The following is a 16,105-nucleotide window of genomic DNA, read 5'->3' on the forward strand; positions in this document are numbered from 1 at the left end:
GCAGGATGCGGCCTGGTCACGACATCACCTGAAGGTGTCCGCGTGGCAGGTGCCGGATCTGTCCGGCCGGCGTCGTACGTTCCCATCCGTGCGCCGCCTGATCATCACCGCGCTCGTCGCCGTTCTCGCCGTCGCAAACCAGGCGCCGGCCCTCGCGGACCCCGTCGTGCTGACCGGTGAAGAGTCCCGCTACCCCCACGCGATCCGCCTGGAGCACGGCCCCCAGCGGGGATCCATCCTGCTGGCGCTGCACGGCAACCACGTCGTGGACATTCTTCGCGCCGGCCGGGCCGGCAAGAAGTTCAAGCGGATCGCCGCCTTCACCGACACCGCGAGCACGTACGCGACCTGCTGCGGGCACCTGTTCGAGCTGCCGAGCCAGGTCGGCGCCATGCCCGCCGGCACGGTGCTGTGGGTGGGCTCGGTGGGCATCAAGGAAGAGACGCTGAAGGCGCGGATCTGGCGCAGCGCGGACGCCGGCGAGACGTGGACGTACCTGTCCGAGTGCGCGCGGGCCAAACCTCTGGGCGGGCTGTGGGAGCCGGATCTGTCGGTCGACGCCCGAGGCCGGCTCAACTGCTACTTCGCCGACGAGACGGACCCCGGGCACAGCCAGTACATCGGGCGCACCGTCTCGGCCGACGGGGTCGGCTGGTCGGCCAAGGAGAAGGTCGTCGCGATGCGCCAGAAGGGGCTGCGGCCGGGGATGGCGCAGGTCAAGAGGCTGCCGACGGGCCAGTACTACATGATGTACGAGATCTGCGCGCAGCCGAACCAGTACTTCTGCGAGGCGTACCACCGCACTTCGCCCGACGGCGTCGGCTGGGGTGATCCGGCCTGGTCCGGGACCAGGCCGACGACCAAAGACGGCAAGTACTTCGCGCACACGCCGTCGATCGCCCTCGCGCCCAACGGCACGCCTGAGGGCCGGGTGATTCTCATGGGGCAGATGCTGATGTCCAAGGACGGCAAGGTCGACCCCGGCAACGGCAGGACGGTCTTCGTCTCGGAGAACGGCGGCAGGGACGGCTGGTACGAGGTCGCCGCGCCGGTTCCGGTGCCGGGGGCGCGCGACAACTACTGCCCGAACTACCACCCGGCGGCGGTGGCCTCGCTGGACGGCACGGCGCTCATCGGGTTCGCCAGCGACCACGCGGCGAACGGCGGCTGCCACACGAGCTGGGCCACGGGCAGCCTGCCGCCGTTCCCCGGCTGATCGAAAGAGCTCAGTTCTCGCGCGGCTTGGGCAGCTGCTGGGTCTTGTCCCTGTCCTTGTCCTCGTCGGCCTTCTCGGCGTCGTCCAGCGGCTTCAGCACGGACATCGCCGCGTCCACCGCTGCCTGGGCGGCGTGGAACTGGGTCGCGAGGTTGTCGTGCGCCGAACGCAGTGACGCTTCCTTCTCGGCCGCGGCGGCGGCGCGCTGGTCGGCCTGGGCGACCGCGGCGGCCCTCTTCTCCTCCGCCTCGCGCACCAGCGCCGACGTCCTGGCCTCGGCGTCGCGGACGAGCGTCGAAGCCTTCTCGTCGGCCTCGCGCACCAGCGCCGACGTCTTGGCCTCGGCGTCGCGGACGAGCGTCGAAGCCTTCTCGTCGGCCTCGCGCACCACCGAAGCCGCCTTCTGCTCGGCGTCCGCGACGGTGGCCTCCGCCTTGTCGGACGCCTCGCGCAGGGTCGTGGCCGCCTTGTCCTCCGCCGCGCTGACCAGGGCAACTGCCTGCGCGGACGCGTCGGACGTGGTCTTCTCGGCTTTGGCGAGCGACTCGGCCTCGAGGTCGGCGAGCGCCTTCTCGGCCTCGGACTGCTTGAGCTTGAGGGCGTCGTCGAGCTTCTGCAGCGCCTCGACCCGCGTGACCTCGGACTCGGCGGCGATCCGCTCGGCCTCGGACCGGGCGTCCGCGAGCACCTTCTTGTGCTCGGCGGTCAGCGTCGCCTTGAGGCCGTCGTACTCCTTGTCGAGCGTGTCGTGGTACGCCTTGTACTTCGCGTCGAGCTCCACGCGACGGGCGTCCAGGTCGGCCGACTTCTTGTCGAACTCGGTGGCGACGCGCTCGGCGTCGGCACGCACCTCGGCGACCAGGGCCTCGTGCTCGGAGGTCAGCTTCGTGCGCAACGCGGCGTACTCGGCCTCCAGCTCGGACTTGCGGCCGGCGAACTGCTGGTCGAGCTCGGCGTGGCGCTGCTGGTAGGTGACCTCCAGCTGCTTGCGGCGGGCCTCGGTCTCGGCGAGCAGGCGGTTGTGGCTGTCGCGCTGATCGGCCGCCCACTTCTCGGCCTCGCCGCGCGTGGCGGCGGCTTTGTCGAGGGCGTCCTTGCGGATGTCCGCGATCTCTTCCTCGGCGAGGCTCATCATCACGCGAACACGCTCGGTGACGTTGGACGCGCTCACGGGGCTGTTGGCGAGGTTGTGGAGCTGCATCTTGGTCTTGTCGAGATCGGCGCGCATCGAGTTCAGGAGCTTGGTCAGCTCTGCCACCTGCGCGGCAGCCGCGTCTCGGGAGCGGTTGGAGTTCTTGAGGTCGAACTCGAGGCGAGTGACTCGTTCATTCACCTGTCGCTGGTTGTAACCACGAAGGACAACGTCGAAATGCGGTGTGCGGGCAGTAGGCTGCCCGGCTCCATCAGCCCCGGCCATATGGCTCACCCTACCGAGATGTTTCCCAAGATCGTCACTCGATCTGGTTAATCCCACTACCGGCCGCAGCTGACCGGGTGGTGGGTGTCCATCTAGCTCCCCACACGCGAGAATTGTCACGAGCAAGACCGATCACGATGACACCCATCACGTGGGACAGTCCTCCCAACAGGCAAGAGTCGCACGGTAACGTGCCCGAACTGACCGCTGAGCAATACCGGGAGGGCTACGGATGTTCCGCAAGGTTCTTGTCGCCAACCGCGGCGAGATCGCGATTCGCGCGTTCCGGGCCGCCTACGAACTGGGCGCGGGAACGGTCGCCGTTTTCCCTCACGAGGACCGAAACTCGCTGCACCGGTTGAAGGCGGACGAGTCTTACGAGATCGGCGAGCCCGGTCACCCCGTGCGCGCGTATCTCTCCGTCGAAGAGATCATCAAGGCCGCCCGCAAGGCCGGTGCCGACGCGATCTACCCCGGTTACGGCTTCCTGTCCGAAAATCCGGAACTCGCGCTGGCTTGCCGTGAGGCGGGTCTCACGTTCGTCGGCCCCGTCGCCGAGGTTCTGGAGCTGACGGGCAACAAGGCGCGCGCGATCGCGGCCGCCCGCGAGGCCGGGCTGCCGGTGCTGGAGTCGAGCGCGCCGTCGTCGGACGTCGACGAGCTGCTCGAAGCGTCGAAGACGATGCGTTTCCCGGTGTTCGTCAAGGCGGTTGCCGGTGGCGGTGGCCGCGGCATGCGCAAGGTCGACGACCCGGCCGCGTTGCGTGAGGCGCTCGAGGCGGCTTCTCGTGAAGCGGAGTCGGCGTTCGGCGATCCGACGGTGTTCCTCGAGCAGGCCGTGGTCGAACCGCGCCACATCGAGGTGCAGATCCTCGCCGACGGCCAGGGCAACGTGATCCACCTGTTCGAGCGCGACTGTTCCGTGCAGCGGCGCCACCAGAAGGTCATCGAGATCGCGCCGGCGCCGAACCTGGCGCCCGAGCTGCGTGACCGGATCTGTGCCGACGCGGTGAAGTTCGCCAGGCACATCGGCTACCGCAACGCCGGCACCGTCGAGTTCCTGCTCGACCCGCAGGGCCACTACGTCTTCATCGAGATGAACCCGCGCATCCAGGTCGAGCACACGGTCACCGAAGAGGTGACCGACGTCGACCTCGTGCAGTCGCAGATGCGCATCGCGTCCGGCGAGACGCTCGACGACCTCGGTCTGTCGCAGGACACCGTCCAGCTGCGCGGTGCGGCGCTGCAGTGCCGCATCACGACGGAGGATCCCGCCAACGGGTTCCGCCCGGACACCGGCATGATCAGCGCCTACCGCTCGCCCGGTGGCTCCGGCATCCGCCTCGACGGCGGCACGGCCGGCGCGGGCATGGCGATCGGCGCGCACTTCGACTCGATGCTGGTGAAGCTCACCTGCCGCGGCCGCAACTTCGAGCTCGCCGTCGCCCGTGCGCGCCGTGCGATCGCGGAGTTCCGCATCCGCGGTGTGTCCACGAACATCCCGTTCCTCCAGGCGGTTCTGGACGACCCGGACTTCTACGAGGGCCGCGTCACCACGTCGTTCATCGAGAAGCGCCCGCACCTGCTGACCGCGCGCCACTCGGCCGACCGCGGCACGCGTCTGCTGACCTACCTCGCGGACGTCACGGTCAACCACCCGAACGGCACCCGCCCGACCGCGGTGGACCCGCGCGAGAAGCTGCCGATCATCGACCTGAACGCCGAACCGCCCGCCGGTTCCAAGCAGAAGCTCGTCGAGCTCGGTCCTGAGGGCTTCGCGCGGTGGATGCGGGAGAGCAAGGCCGTCGGCGTCACGGACACGACGTTCCGCGACGCGCACCAGTCGCTGCTCGCCACCCGAGTGCGGACCAAGGACCTGCTCGCCGTCGCGCCGCACGTCGCGCGCATGACGCCGGAGCTGCTGTCCCTGGAGTGCTGGGGCGGCGCGACCTACGACGTGGCGCTGCGGTTCCTCGCGGAAGACCCGTGGGAGCGGCTCGCCGCACTGCGCGAGGCCGTGCCGAACATCAACCTGCAGATGCTGCTGCGCGGCCGCAACACGGTCGGCTACACGCCGTACCCCGAGGCGGTCACCAAGGCGTTCGTGCAGGAAGCCACGAACACCGGCATCGACATCTTCCGGATCTTCGACGCGCTCAACGACGTCGAGCAGATGCGCCCGGCGATCGAGGCCGTGCGCGAGACCGGGACGGCGATCGCCGAGGTCGCCCTGTGCTACACCAGCGACCTGTCCAACCCGGACGAGCGTCTGTACACACTGGACTACTACCTCAAGCTCGCCGAGCAGATCGTCGGTGCGGGCGCACACGTGCTGGCCGTCAAGGACATGGCCGGTCTGCTGCGCGCACCCGCCGCGGCACGGCTGATCTCCGCGCTGCGCAAGGAGTTCGACCTCCCGGTCCACCTCCACACGCACGACACGGCCGGTGGCCAGCTCGCGACCTACCTGGCCTCGATCCAGGCCGGGGTGGACGCGATCGACGGCGCCGCCGCGTCGATGGCGGGCACGACGTCGCAGCCGCCGCTGTCGTCGATCGTGGCGCTGACCGACCACACCGAGCACAGCACGGGCCTCAACCTGCAGAACGTGTGCGACCTCGAGCCGTACTGGGAGGCCGTGCGCAAGATCTACGCGCCGTTCGAGTCCGGCATCCCCGGCCCGACCGGCCGCGTGTACCACCACGAGATCCCCGGTGGTCAGCTCTCGAACCTGCGCACCCAGGCCGTCGCACTGGGCCTGGGCGAGAAGTTCGAGGAGATCGAGTCGATGTACGCGGCCGCCGACCGCATGCTCGGCCACCTGGTCAAGGTGACGCCGTCGTCCAAGGTCGTCGGCGACCTCGCGCTGCACCTCGTGGGCGCGGGCGTGGCACCGAAGGACTTCGAGGCGGACCCCGGCAAGTTCGACATCCCGGCCTCGGTGATCGGCTTCCTGCACGGCGAGCTGGGCGACCCGCCCGGCGGCTGGCCGGAGCCGTTCCGCAGCAAGGCCCTCGAGGGCCGTCCGGCGCCGAAGCCGATCGAGGAGCTGTCCCCGGAGGACGAGGCGGGCCTGGTCGACGACCGGCGGGCGACGCTGAACCGGCTGCTGTTCCCGGCGCCCACCAAGGAGTTCCGCGTTCACCGCGACGCCTACGGTGACACGTCGGTGTTGCGCTCCAAGGACTTCTTCTACGGCCTGCGTCCCGGCGAGGAGTACTCCGTCGACCTGGAGCCCGGTGTGCGACTGCTGATCGGGCTGGAGGCGATCTCCGAGGCCGACGCACGCGGCATCCGCACGGTCATGGCGACCCTGAACGGCCAGCTGCGGCCGATCCAGGTCCGCGACAAATCCGTGGCGGCGGACATCCCGGCCGCGGAGAAGGCCGACCGGACGAACCCGAACCACGTCGCGGCGCCGTTCGCCGGCGTGGTGACGGCAGCGGTGGCCGAGGGTGATTCGGTCGATGCGGGCCAGACGGTCGCGACCATCGAGGCCATGAAGATGGAGGCCGCGATCACCGCTCCGAAGGCGGGCAAGGTGCAGCGCCTGGCGTTGCGCGGGGCCCAGCAGGTCGAGGGCGGAGATCTGCTGATCGTCCTGGAATAACTGTTCTCGCGAAGGGCCCGGCCGGCTGGCCGGGCCCTTCGTCGTGCGGGCGGTGTGGAACTCGACGACCATTCCCTGCGTTGCACCGGGCACAGGTCAGGGAAGAGGGTTCGATGATGAAGAAGGCGTTGGCCGGCCTGCTCGGACTGGCGGGCGTGGCGTGGGCGTTGCGGGACGTGCCCAGACAGCTGGGCGGCAAGCCCGACCCCGTGGAGATGTCGCGATCGCCGCGCTACCGGGACGGCAAGTTCCACAACGACAAGGAAGTCAGCACGGTCCCCGACCGCGACTCCTTCTCCGTCCGCGACTTCATCTTCGGCGGCAAGGACCGCAAGCCGTCCGCCGCGGTGCCGTTGGTCGGGCCCGCTGCGCCGGTTTCATCCGGTTTGCACGTGACCTGGTACGGCCATGCGTCCGCGTTGATCGAGATCGACGGCGCCGCGGTTCTCCTGGATCCCGTGTGGAGCGACCGCGTCTCGCCCTCGGCACACGTCGGACCCAAGCGCTTGCACCCGGTTCCACATGAGTTGTCGGATTTGCCCGCTCTGAGCGCAGTCGTGATCTCGCACGACCACTACGACCACCTCGACATGGCGACTGTGGACGCGTTGGTCGCTTCGTCGTCGTGTGTGTTCGTGGTGCCGTTGGGGTTGGCGGCGCATCTGCTCCGGTGGTCCGTGCCTGCGGACCGGATCGTCGAGCTGGACTGGGACGAGTCCTTCTCCGTGGACGGATTTGAGCTCACTTGCACTGCGGCGCAACACTTTTCCGGACGGTCCGTGCAGCGGAACGTGACGTTGTGGGCCTCGTGGGTGATCTCGCGCGGGTCCCGTTCGGTGTTCTACAGCGGTGACACCGGGTACTTCCCCGGCTACAAGACCATCGGGGCCGCTCACGGGCCGTTCGACGCGGTGCTGATGCAGGTCGGGGCATATGGGGACGCGTGGCCGGACATCCACATGACCCCGGAGGAAGGCGTGCAGGCGTTCGACGATCTCGGTGGCGGGCTGCTGATCCCGGTGCACTGGGCGACGTTCAACCTCGCGCTGCACTCGTGGACGGAGCCGGTCGACCGGGTGTGGCGCGAGACCAAGGCCCGGGGTCTGAAGCTGGCGGTGCCGCGGCCGGGCGAGCGGGTCGACGTGGACGCGCCGAATGAGGTTGACGGGTGGTGGCAGGCTCTCGCCTGACGACTTCGTTGGGGGAAGCATGCGCACTGCAGTGGTCACGGGTGGTGGCACCGGCATCGGCCGGTCCATCGCTCTGGAGCTTGTCGCACAAGGACTTGACGTCACCATCACCGGGCGCCGTGCGGAGGTGCTGGCCCAGGTCCCGGACGTCCGGCACGTGGCGTTCGACGCCACCGACCCCGACGCGGTCCAGGCGGTGCTGGCCGATCTTCCGGCTGGTGTGGACGTTCTGGTCAACAACGCGGGAGGCGTCATCAGCCACGCCGACACCAAGACGCGGTGGCTCGCCAATTACGAGTCCAACGTCGTCAGCGCGGTGCTGGTCACCGAGGCGCTGGCCCCAAGACTCGTGGACAACGGTCGCGTGATCACCCTCGGCTCGATCGCGGGTCGGCGGGGCGGCGGCAGCTACGGCGCTGCGAAGGCAGCGGTGGAGGCGTGGACGGCGGAGCTGGCGGGGGAACTGGGCCCGCGCGGGATCACGGCGAACGTCGTGTCGCCCGGCTTGATCGTCGACACGGAGTTCTTCGGCGACTCGATGACCGAGGACCGGCTGAACACGCTCATCGGGCAGACCAAGAACGGGCGGGCGGGGACGCCGCAGGACGTGGCCGCGCTGGTGGCGTTCCTGGCGTCGGAACGGGCGGGGCACATCACGGGGCAGGTGCTGGCGGTGAACGGCGGGGCGCACCTGGGGCGGTAGCGCGCAGGCGGCGGACGGCGCGGAGCACCTCGTCGCGGTGTTTCGCCGACTTCAGCCACGCGGGGAGTTTCGCGAGGACCGTCATCCGGCGCACGGACGTCGAAGGCGGATCCTCGCGGAGCGTCGCGGTCACGTAGGACTCCAGCAGATCCAGGTGCTGGGTGTTCAACGCCCACAGGGTGTGGCCGGCGCACGACGTCCGGAGCCACAGGTCCGGTACGAAGCGGTGATCGTCCCAGCACCAGATGCGCTCGTAAGGCCGTACGTGGGCGCAGTCGGTGCAGACGAGGCGGCCGGAGACGACCACGGCCTGAGCCGCGCAGGCGGGGCACACCACCAGGACCGGGTGGGCGGCCAGGTCGCACAGGCAGTCGCCCGAGTCGCGGTGGCGGGTCATCGGCACAGGATGCACCTGAGAGCATGAACCGGTGACGCGAATTGTTGCCGGGACCGCCGGGGGGCGCAGGCTCAAGGTGCCGCCGAAGGGCACGAGGCCCACGTCGGACCGGGTGCGGGAAGCGCTGTTCAGCTCCCTCGAGGCGATGATGGACCTCGACGGGGCGCGGGTGCTGGACCTGTACGCGGGGTCGGGGGCGCTGGGGTTCGAGGCGCTCAGCCGCGGGGCCGGGCACGCGACGTTCGTGGAGTCGGACAAGCGGGCCGCCGAGGTCCTCAAGGCGAACGCGCGGGAGCTCGGGTTCGCCGGCGTGGTGATCGCCAACCGGACGGCCGAGGCGTACGTCACAGCCGAGGGGGAGCGGTTCGACGTCGTGTTCGCGGATCCGCCGTACGCGGTGGGGGACGACGAGCTCGCGAAAGTGCTGCACGGCCTCAAAGACAGATTGGCCCCTGACGCGGTGCTGATCGTCGAACGCGCTTCGAGGAGCAGCGAACCAGCGTGGCCGGAGGAAGTGGAACCCTTGCGTGCCAAGCGATACGGGGACACGGCTGTGTATTGGGGTCAGGTGCGTTCTGATGGGTGACGAGAACCACGGACACGCCTGGAGGCGTCCGATCGGGTGCTAACGTCCGGCTTATGACGCGTGCCGTGACGCCCGGCTCCTACGACCCGGTAACCAACGGTCACCTGGACATCATCGAGAGAGCCGCGCATCTCTTCGACGAGGTCGTCGTCGCTGTGCTCATCAACAAGACCAAGAAGACGCTCTTCTCCGTTGAAGAGCGCATGGAGATGTTGCGCGAGGTCACGCAGCCTTGGCCGAACGTGCGCGTGGACTCGTGGCACGGGCTGTTGGTCGATTACTGCCGCGAGAACGACATCAAGGCCATTGTGAAGGGCCTTCGCGCGGTCACGGACTACGACTACGAGCTGCAGATGGCGCAGATGAACCACCAGCTCACCGGGGTCGACACGCTGTTCATGCCTGCCACGCCCGCGTACTCGTTCCTGGCGTCCTCGCTGGTCAAGGAGGTCGCGACGTACGGCGGCGACGTGAAGACGCTGCTGCCCGCGACGATCGAGCAGCGGTTGCAGCAGCGCCTGGCCGAGACTCGTTAGAGCGAGAGTTTCATGCCTACGTGCGATGCGGTGAAGCCGAGTCGCTCGTAGAAGCGGTGGGCGTCGGTGCGTGAGGCGTCCGTGGTGAGTTGGATCAGGCCGCAGCCGCGTGCGCGGGCCGTGTCGACGGCCCAGGTCATGAGGACTTCGCCGAGGCGGTTGCCGCGCTGGTCGGAGCGCACCCGGACGGCTTCCACGGTGGCGCGGGTCATGCCCAGGCGGGACAGGCCGGACGTGAACGTGAGCTGCAGAGTGCCCACGACCTCGGCGGTGTCGGAGACGGCGACGGCCAGGTACTGGTGCGGGTCGGCGTCGATGACCTCGAAGGCCTTGAGGTAGGCGGGGTCGCCGGGGCGTTCGCGGGTGGCGCCCAGGGGATCGTCGGCGAGCATCGCCACGATCGGGTCTACATCGGCTGCTGTGGCCTGCCTGATGGTGATGGTCACGGCAAATCCTGACACGCCCTGCCGATCTCCCTCTTCGGGGGAGATCGGCAGGGCACACTTGTGGGTGGGATCCACAGGGGTTAGGGAGTGAGACGTGTACCGGGTGTTCGAGGCACTCGACGAGCTCGTCACGATCGTCGAGGAAGCGCGCGGAGTACCGATGACCTCGGGCTGCGTCGTGCCGCGCGGTGATGTGCTCGAACTGCTCGACGACGTGCGCGATGCCATTCCCGCGGAGCTGGACGACGCGCAGGACGTGCTCGACCACCGCGACGAGGTCGTCGGCAAGGCCAAGCACGAGGCTGAGTCCGGGGTGTCGAAGGCACGCGCGGACGCTGATCGCATGCTCGCCGAGGCGCAGGCCGAGGCGGAGGCGATGCTGTCCGACGCGCGGGCGCGAGCGGAGCGGATGATCGCCGAAGCGGAAGACCAGGCGGAACGGACCGTGGCCGCCGGTCGGCAGGAGTACGACGACCTGGTGGGTCGTTCGCACGCCGAGGCCGAGCGGATGATCCAGGCCGGCCGTGCCAACTACGAGCGCGCCACCGAAGACGGCCGTGCCGAGCAGGCCCGGCTCGTCAACGAGCAGGAGGTCGTCCGGGCGGCGCACGCCGAGTCTGCGCGCCTGCTGGACGCTGCGCAGAGCGAGTCGATCCGGTTGCGGTCGGAGTGCGACGCGTACGTCGACGGCAAGCTCGCGGACTTCGAGGACCTCCTCGCACACACGCTCAGGTCGGTCGGCAAGGGCCGTTCGCACCTGCGCGGGCCAGCCGTCGCGGGGGCCGCTGCGCCGTTCGACTACGGTTCTTAACGAACCAGCTGGGGTGCGGGGCGACTGAACGTGTGATTCGCGCTACGTCTTGCAGGTGCGATCACCTGCGGATTTCACGCGCGAGGCCGTCGTCCCGTACCCTGGACCGGCTGGACGTGGTAGGTCCCCGCCAGCAACAACCCGAAATCATGACTGAGCATCGTCACGCGTCCACGCGTCCCACAGCATCCAGTCCCTGGGTCATCGACACCAGGGACATCGGCCGTCGCGCCGGTCTGAGCCGACCCCTTGTCAGGTCGGTCCCCGGCGAAGGTGTGGGGCTGCTCGGGGTGATCGCGGTGCCCGAGAGCGGGGAAGTTGAGCTCGACCTCCTGATCGAATCGGTCGTGGAGGGCCTGCTCGTGTCGGGGACAGCGTTCGCCAAGGTCGCGGGGGAGTGCTCGAGGTGTCTCGAGCCGCTCACCGATGAGGTTGAAGTCCGGGTCACGGAGCTCTACGCGTGGCCGGACAGCACCACGGACGAGACCACTGATGAACACGAGGTCAGCCGGATCGTCAACGATCTGATCGACCTCGAGCCTGTGGTGCGGGACGCGATCGTCCTCGCGCTGCCGCAGGCGCCGCTCTGCGAGCCGGACTGCAAGGGGCTTTGCCCCGAGTGTGGTGGCAGGTGGGCGGAGCTCGGGCCCGACCACGGGCATGAGACGATTGACCCTCGGTGGGCCGCGTTGCAAGAGCGGTTCAGCGATGACAACAACGAGGAGAAGTAGTCGTGGCCGTCCCGAAGCGGAAAATGTCGCGTTCGAACACCCGTGCGCGCCGTTCCCAGTGGAAGACGTCTGCCGTGCACCTGGTGGCGTGCTCCAACAAGGCTTGCCGCCAGCCGAAGCCGCAGCACGTCGCCTGCCCGGCCTGTGGTCAGTACGCTGGCCGCCAGGTCGCTCAGCCGGCCTGATCTCCTCGGTTTCGTAGTGGGGGGAAAGCCGCCGCGCGCTCCGCAAGCCGACCGCGCGACTCTGTCCGAAGCGCTCGGCGTCCAGCTGGACGCCGAGCTGCTCGGGCTTTCGCTCACCCACAGGTCGTACGCGTACGAGAACGGCGGCCTGCCGCCGAACGAGCGTCTCGAGTTCCTGGGAGACGCTGTGCTGGGGCTGGTCGTCACCGACCACCTCTACCGCACTCATCCCGACCTTCCCGAGGGTCAGCTCGCGAAGCTCCGCGCCAGCGTGGTGAACATGCACGCTCTCGCGGGTGTCGCGCGTGACCTGGGACCGGGCGGGCTGGGCGCACACCTGTTGCTCGGTCGTGGCGAAGAACTGACCGGCGGCAGGGACAAGGCGAGCATCCTCGCCGACGGTCTCGAGGCCGTCATCGGTGCGGTGTACCTGCAGTTCGGTATTGATACCGCACGAACGTTCGTTCACCGGCTGTTCGATCCACTCTTGGCCAAAGCTCCGCTTCTGGGTGCTGGACTGGACTGGAAGACAAGCCTGCAGGAGCTCACCGCTCAAGCCAGTCTCGGCGTCCCGGAGTATCGCGTGGACGACCAAGGGCCGGATCACCGCAAGGAGTTCACCGCAACGGTGCTCGTCGGTGGCCAGCCCTACGGCAAGGGTGATGGGCGCACCAAGAAGGAAGCCGAGCAGAAAGCCGCTGAAGCGGCTTATCATGTTCTGTCGGAGCGGGTCAAGGCCGAGCAGGAGTCGGTCCGATCCGCGAACGGACAGAACGGCGCCTCGGTGACGCCGCCAGGGACCCTCCCATCCGAGGAAGACTGAGACACGCAATGTATGCGACCAGGTACCGCACCAACCGCCGCACGCGCTCCGCTCGCGGCCCCGTGAACACCTCCCGCAACGGAGGCATCCAGGGACTTGTGCTGGTCAGGGACACGAGCCGCGCGGGTGTGTGGGTTCTCAAGCCCACCAAGCCGCAGGCCGCCGTGATCGAAGCGCAGCCCATCGACGAGGGCAAGTCCGAAGCCTGACGTGCCCGAACTCCCAGAGGTCGAGGTAGTACGCCTCGGCCTCGAAGCCCACGTCGCCGGCCGGGTCATCTCCTCGGTAGAGGTGTTGCACCCACGCGCCATCCGCCGGCACGACATGGGTTCCTTGGACTTCTGCGCGCGCTTGGCCTCGCAACCGATGGTGGCAGCCAAGCGCCGCGGCAAGTACCTCTGGGTCGAACTGGCCGACAAGGCCGCCATGCTCGCGCACCTGGGCATGAGCGGCCAAATGCTCGTTCAACCCTCGTCGGCTCCCGACGAGAAGCATCTGCGCGTCCGCTTCCGGTTCACCGACGGCGGCCCGGAGCTTCGCTTCGTTGACCAACGAACCTTCGGCGGCCTCGCTCTGGCCGAGCTGGTCGAGGTCGACGGCACCCTCGTGCCGGATTCCGTCGCGCACATCGCGCGCGACCCCATGGATCCTCTCTTCTCCCGCGATGCTGCCGTGCGTGCATTGCGTCTGCGTCACACGGAGATCAAACGCGCACTGCTCGACCAGACCCTCGTGTCCGGCATCGGCAACATCTACGCCGACGAGGCCCTCTGGCGTGCTCGTTTGCACGGCACCCGAATGACGGACAAGCTGGCCAAGCCCAAGGCGGCCGAGCTGCTGGACCACGCCGCCGATGTGATGCGTGAGGCGCTCGGGCAGGGCGGGACGTCGTTCGACGCCTTGTACGTCAACATCAACGGGCAGTCCGGGTACTTCGACCGATCGCTGAACGCCTACGGCCAGGAGAACCGGCCGTGCAAGCGGTGCGGTGCGTCGATGATCCGCGAGCCGTTCATGAACCGCTCCTCGTACTCCTGCCCGCGCTGCCAACCGCGCCCGCGCAGCTGAGCCAACCCTCCCCGTAGGTTCCGCGTCCTATTTGTGCGCCGTCATCCGCTTGAGCGGACTTCTCGCGCGCACGTTCGAACACGCTTTGACGATCTCGAAGCCGTAACGCGCGTTAGACAGTACTGCGCAGTGCGTAGTAGTGTTCACGGCGTAAGAGCGGGCGGGAGAGGCCATGGACACGAGTCAGCTGCTCAAAGGGGTGCTGGACCTGGCCGTCCTTGCGGTTTTGCGCAAGGACGACGGGTACGGGTACGACGTGGTGCGCAGACTGCGCGCCGGGGGATTGAACGAAGTGGGCGACGCGTCGGTGTACGGGACGCTGCGGCGGCTCTACAACGCGGGGATGCTCACCTCGTACGTGGTGCCCAGCGAAGAGGGGCCGCACCGCAAGTACTACAGCATCAACGAGACCGGGCGGGTGCGCCTGGCTGAGTCGAGGGAGACGTGGAGGTCGTTCGCCAGCACGCTGGACGGCCTGCTCGAGGAGGTCGCAGCATGAACACCCAAGCGCTCGGTGTCGAGTACTACCTGGCCGGGATGCGTGCGGCCCTCGACGACCTGCCGCCCAACGAGGTCGCCGAGATCATGGAGGACGTCGAGGCGCACGTCGCCGAGCTCTCCACGGAACTCGGGGAGAACGAGACTCTCGAGCAGCGGCTCGGTTCTCCCGATCAGTACGCGCAGGAGCTGAGGTCGGCCGCGGGGTATCCGCCGCGGACCGAACGGCTGCCGGTCACCACCAAGGGGAAGTTGCTGACCAGGCCGCGGGTGGCGGCGTGGGGGCTGGGGATCGCCACGGGCATCACGTTGCTCGCGGGCGCCACGACTCTGCGTGAGCCGGCGATTCTGTTGCTGCCCGGCGTGATCCTGGTGCTCAGCCTCGCGCTGGTGAACGATCGCGGGCCGACGCAGGCCGAGATCATGGCGTTGCCCGAGACGATCAAGATCAAGCAGTGGCTGACGCCGGAGGCCGGTACGCCGGCGGAACGGGCGTTGACCTACCTGCGGTCGTTGCAGCCCGCCTGGTGGTTGGTGCGGGCCGGTCTGCTCGGGCTCGGGGCGGTGTTGCTCGCCAGTCGCGACATTCTCGGGTTCCTGGCCATCGCCGGAATCGCCGTGTTGTCGGTGTTCGCCGGGCCGCGCGCCAAGACCGACCGGCGGTGGCTGTGGTTCAGCCTGCCGGCCTCGGCGCTGGCGGTCGGGCTGTTGTTCCAGGTGATCGACGTGACTGCGAACAACCTCGCCTACAACAACAGGTCGTCGTACCAGCAGGTGCCGAGCGTGCAGTCGTACGAGAACATCTATGCGTACGACGAGAACGGCAAGTTGCTCACCAACGTGCTGTTGTACGACCAGGACGGCGATCCCATCAACGCCCCGCGTCAGTACAACAACAACAGCTGCGGTGGCAGTGACCCGGAACCGATGATTCCTGCTAACAGGTATCCGCGGCCGAAGATCGACTACGAAAACGGTGTCTGTTACACGGTGGCACCAGGTGTGTCCGCTCCGTCATCGCCGACATCAACGACCAACACACCGCCGTCGAGTTCTGTTGTTACACCTTCAAGCTCGGTGTCACCTACTTCCGTGTCACCCAGCAAGTAATGCCTGGAGCGGGACCCGTCGGGGGGTCCCGCTCCTACTTGTTCTCCTGCGGTTCGGCCAGGTGGCGCAATATTGGCATGGCAGAGCGCAGGTGTTCTCTGTCTTCCGGCGAAAGTTCGGACATTCTTTCACTCAATAGTTCGGCTTCGCCGTGAGCGAGCGACAGGATCGTCTCGCGGCCGACTTCGGTGAGCACGACTATCGTCGCTCTGCCGTCGGCGGCGTCGGGCTCTCTTCGCACTAGGCCGGTGCCTTCGAGGCTGGTCACGACGGTTGTCGCGGTCGGCTGCGAACACAGTGCGCGCACCGCGATCTCGCCGATGCGCATCGGGCCGTGGGCGCTCAGTTCTGACAGCACCAATAACTGGGTGGGTTGCAAACGACGGGCCGGAGCGGCCTGTCGAAGACTTCGCACCAGCCGGTGCACGGCCACCACGAGTTGAAGTGCCTCGTGGTTGGTGACGGTGGTGGGCATCGTTTCTCCGCGCGCATGTGATTGTCCGAATTCGGACACGAACCCTGGCACTTTCCCTCATTCACGCTCCGCGCGCTATCCGCCAACTGCCGATAACCCATTCGGCCGTTGTGGTGACGCGGGGTGTCACAGCGCGCGTCCGGCACACTTAAATGTGCTGGTAAACGGCGTAAAAAGTGCAGTGAGGCTCACTCGAACGGGCGCCGCGCTGAAGCATGATTCAACGAGACAGATCTCTGTCGAAAGATGTGGGAAGGAGCACTCGTGTGGCCGGGCGGCGCAGTGCGTACCCCCGAACAGCCC

18 protein-coding genes are annotated in these 16,105 nt (G+C 68.0%); 14 read left to right on the top strand and 4 right to left on the bottom strand.

Annotated features, from left to right (window positions below; genetic code table 11):
• Positions 1-88: 88 nt before the first annotated feature.
• A complete protein-coding gene (locus tag ACWGE0_RS17485) occupies positions 89-1,216 on the top strand; it encodes a hypothetical protein (protein WP_452261914.1) in 1,128 nt (375 codons plus the stop codon).
• A gap of 10 nt (positions 1,217-1,226) precedes the next feature.
• On the opposite strand, the gene ACWGE0_RS17490 is transcribed toward ACWGE0_RS17485, so the two are convergent.
• Complete coding sequence (locus tag ACWGE0_RS17490; RefSeq protein WP_452261915.1) at positions 1,227-2,549, bottom strand: hypothetical protein; 1,323 nt, start codon at positions 2,547-2,549, stop codon at positions 1,227-1,229.
• Positions 2,550-2,865: 316 nt separating this feature from the next.
• Between ACWGE0_RS17490 and ACWGE0_RS17495 the strand changes: the two genes are divergently transcribed.
• The 3 genes from ACWGE0_RS17495 (at position 2,866) to ACWGE0_RS17505 (ending at position 8,136) form a co-directional block, all read left to right on the top strand.
• Positions 2,866-6,243, top strand: a complete 3,378-nt coding sequence (locus ACWGE0_RS17495) for a pyruvate carboxylase (protein ID WP_452261916.1) — start codon at positions 2,866-2,868, stop codon at positions 6,241-6,243.
• Between the two features lie 116 nt (positions 6,244-6,359).
• Positions 6,360-7,433 carry an MBL fold metallo-hydrolase gene (locus ACWGE0_RS17500; protein WP_452261917.1) on the top strand — a complete coding sequence of 358 codons (1,074 nt, stop codon included), beginning with the start codon at positions 6,360-6,362 and terminating at the stop codon, positions 7,431-7,433.
• 19 nt (positions 7,434-7,452) lie between these two features.
• A complete protein-coding gene (locus tag ACWGE0_RS17505) occupies positions 7,453-8,136 on the top strand; it encodes an SDR family NAD(P)-dependent oxidoreductase (RefSeq protein WP_452261918.1) in 684 nt (227 codons plus the stop codon).
• Here the strand turns inward: ACWGE0_RS17505 and ACWGE0_RS17510 are convergent.
• On the bottom strand, positions 8,087-8,533 hold the full coding sequence (locus ACWGE0_RS17510; RefSeq protein WP_452261919.1) for a TFIIB-type zinc ribbon-containing protein: 447 nt from the start codon (positions 8,531-8,533) through the stop codon (positions 8,087-8,089). The genes ACWGE0_RS17505 and ACWGE0_RS17510 overlap by 50 nt on opposite strands.
• 31 nt (positions 8,534-8,564) lie before the next feature.
• Between ACWGE0_RS17510 and rsmD the strand changes: the two genes are divergently transcribed.
• Together rsmD and coaD are read left to right on the top strand one after the other, a co-directional pair.
• Complete coding sequence (gene rsmD / locus ACWGE0_RS17515; RefSeq protein ID WP_452261920.1) at positions 8,565-9,119, top strand: 16S rRNA (guanine(966)-N(2))-methyltransferase RsmD; 555 nt, start codon at positions 8,565-8,567, stop codon at positions 9,117-9,119.
• A 53-nt stretch (positions 9,120-9,172) separates the two neighbouring features.
• A complete protein-coding gene (gene coaD, locus ACWGE0_RS17520; RefSeq protein WP_319970232.1) occupies positions 9,173-9,655 on the top strand; it encodes a pantetheine-phosphate adenylyltransferase in 483 nt (160 codons plus the stop codon).
• On the opposite strand, the gene ACWGE0_RS17525 is transcribed toward coaD, so the two are convergent.
• Complete coding sequence (locus ACWGE0_RS17525) at positions 9,652-10,047, bottom strand: GNAT family N-acetyltransferase (protein WP_452262088.1); 396 nt, start codon at positions 10,045-10,047, stop codon at positions 9,652-9,654. The two genes, coaD and ACWGE0_RS17525, sit on opposite strands and share 4 nt — an antisense overlap.
• Before the next feature lie 148 nt (positions 10,048-10,195).
• On the opposite strand from ACWGE0_RS17525, the gene ACWGE0_RS17530 reads away from it, so the two are divergent.
• The 8 genes from ACWGE0_RS17530 to ACWGE0_RS17565 all read left to right on the top strand — a co-directional run bounded on the left by ACWGE0_RS17530 (position 10,196) and on the right by ACWGE0_RS17565 (position 15,327).
• Positions 10,196-10,912 (top strand): DivIVA domain-containing protein, encoded by a 717-nt coding sequence (locus ACWGE0_RS17530; RefSeq protein ID WP_452261921.1) that lies wholly within the window; start codon positions 10,196-10,198, stop codon positions 10,910-10,912.
• A gap of 149 nt (positions 10,913-11,061) precedes the next feature.
• Complete coding sequence (locus ACWGE0_RS17535) at positions 11,062-11,643, top strand: YceD family protein (RefSeq protein ID WP_452261922.1); 582 nt, start codon at positions 11,062-11,064, stop codon at positions 11,641-11,643.
• 2 nt (positions 11,644-11,645) lie between these two features.
• Entirely contained in the window at positions 11,646-11,828 is a 183-nt protein-coding gene (gene rpmF, locus ACWGE0_RS17540) for a 50S ribosomal protein L32 (RefSeq protein WP_030467958.1), read from the top strand.
• A 16-nt stretch (positions 11,829-11,844) separates the two neighbouring features.
• Positions 11,845-12,651, top strand: a complete 807-nt coding sequence (rnc, locus tag ACWGE0_RS17545; protein WP_319970229.1) for a ribonuclease III — start codon at positions 11,845-11,847, stop codon at positions 12,649-12,651.
• A gap of 8 nt (positions 12,652-12,659) precedes the next feature.
• Entirely contained in the window at positions 12,660-12,860 is a 201-nt protein-coding gene (locus ACWGE0_RS17550; protein WP_319970228.1) for a hypothetical protein, read from the top strand.
• 1 nt (position 12,861) lies between these two features.
• Positions 12,862-13,719, top strand: a complete 858-nt coding sequence (gene mutM / locus ACWGE0_RS17555; protein WP_452261923.1) for a bifunctional DNA-formamidopyrimidine glycosylase/DNA-(apurinic or apyrimidinic site) lyase — start codon at positions 12,862-12,864, stop codon at positions 13,717-13,719.
• A gap of 172 nt (positions 13,720-13,891) precedes the next feature.
• Complete coding sequence (locus tag ACWGE0_RS17560) at positions 13,892-14,218, top strand: PadR family transcriptional regulator (protein ID WP_319970226.1); 327 nt, start codon at positions 13,892-13,894, stop codon at positions 14,216-14,218.
• Positions 14,215-15,327 (top strand): DUF1700 domain-containing protein, encoded by a 1,113-nt coding sequence (locus ACWGE0_RS17565; protein ID WP_452261924.1) that lies wholly within the window; start codon positions 14,215-14,217, stop codon positions 15,325-15,327. Before ACWGE0_RS17560 ends, ACWGE0_RS17565 begins: the two co-directional genes overlap by 4 nt.
• A gap of 34 nt (positions 15,328-15,361) precedes the next feature.
• Here ACWGE0_RS17565 and ACWGE0_RS17570 read toward each other — a convergent pair whose 3' ends face one another.
• Positions 15,362-15,802 carry a MarR family winged helix-turn-helix transcriptional regulator gene (locus ACWGE0_RS17570; protein WP_319970224.1) on the bottom strand — a complete coding sequence of 147 codons (441 nt, stop codon included), beginning with the start codon at positions 15,800-15,802 and terminating at the stop codon, positions 15,362-15,364.
• Between the last annotated feature and the right edge of the window lie 303 nt (positions 15,803-16,105).

It is taken from the genome of Lentzea sp. NPDC054927 (genome assembly GCF_053610285.1).

What these genes read in the sequence shown, in the direction of transcription:
- ACWGE0_RS17495 (WP_452261916.1), top strand. Translation starts at nt 2,866, where the DNA reads ATGTTCCGCAAGGTTCTTGTCGCCAACCGCGGCGAGATCGCGATTCGC.
- ACWGE0_RS17500 (WP_452261917.1), top strand. Translation starts at nt 6,360, where the DNA reads ATGAAGAAGGCGTTGGCCGGCCTGCTCGGACTGGCGGGCGTGGCGTGG.
- ACWGE0_RS17505 (WP_452261918.1), top strand. Translation starts at nt 7,453, where the DNA reads ATGCGCACTGCAGTGGTCACGGGTGGTGGCACCGGCATCGGCCGGTCC.
- ACWGE0_RS17510 (WP_452261919.1), bottom strand. Translation starts at nt 8,533, where the DNA reads ATGACCCGCCACCGCGACTCGGGCGACTGCCTGTGCGACCTGGCCGCC.
- coaD (WP_319970232.1), top strand. Translation starts at nt 9,173, where the DNA reads ATGACGCGTGCCGTGACGCCCGGCTCCTACGACCCGGTAACCAACGGT.
- ACWGE0_RS17525 (WP_452262088.1), bottom strand. Translation starts at nt 10,047, where the DNA reads ATGCTCGCCGACGATCCCCTGGGCGCCACCCGCGAACGCCCCGGCGAC.
- ACWGE0_RS17535 (WP_452261922.1), top strand. Translation starts at nt 11,062, where the DNA reads ATGACTGAGCATCGTCACGCGTCCACGCGTCCCACAGCATCCAGTCCC.
- ACWGE0_RS17550 (WP_319970228.1), top strand. Translation starts at nt 12,660, where the DNA reads ATGTATGCGACCAGGTACCGCACCAACCGCCGCACGCGCTCCGCTCGC.
- ACWGE0_RS17560 (WP_319970226.1), top strand. Translation starts at nt 13,892, where the DNA reads ATGGACACGAGTCAGCTGCTCAAAGGGGTGCTGGACCTGGCCGTCCTT.
- ACWGE0_RS17565 (WP_452261924.1), top strand. Translation starts at nt 14,215, where the DNA reads ATGAACACCCAAGCGCTCGGTGTCGAGTACTACCTGGCCGGGATGCGT.
- ACWGE0_RS17570 (WP_319970224.1), bottom strand. Translation starts at nt 15,802, where the DNA reads ATGCCCACCACCGTCACCAACCACGAGGCACTTCAACTCGTGGTGGCC.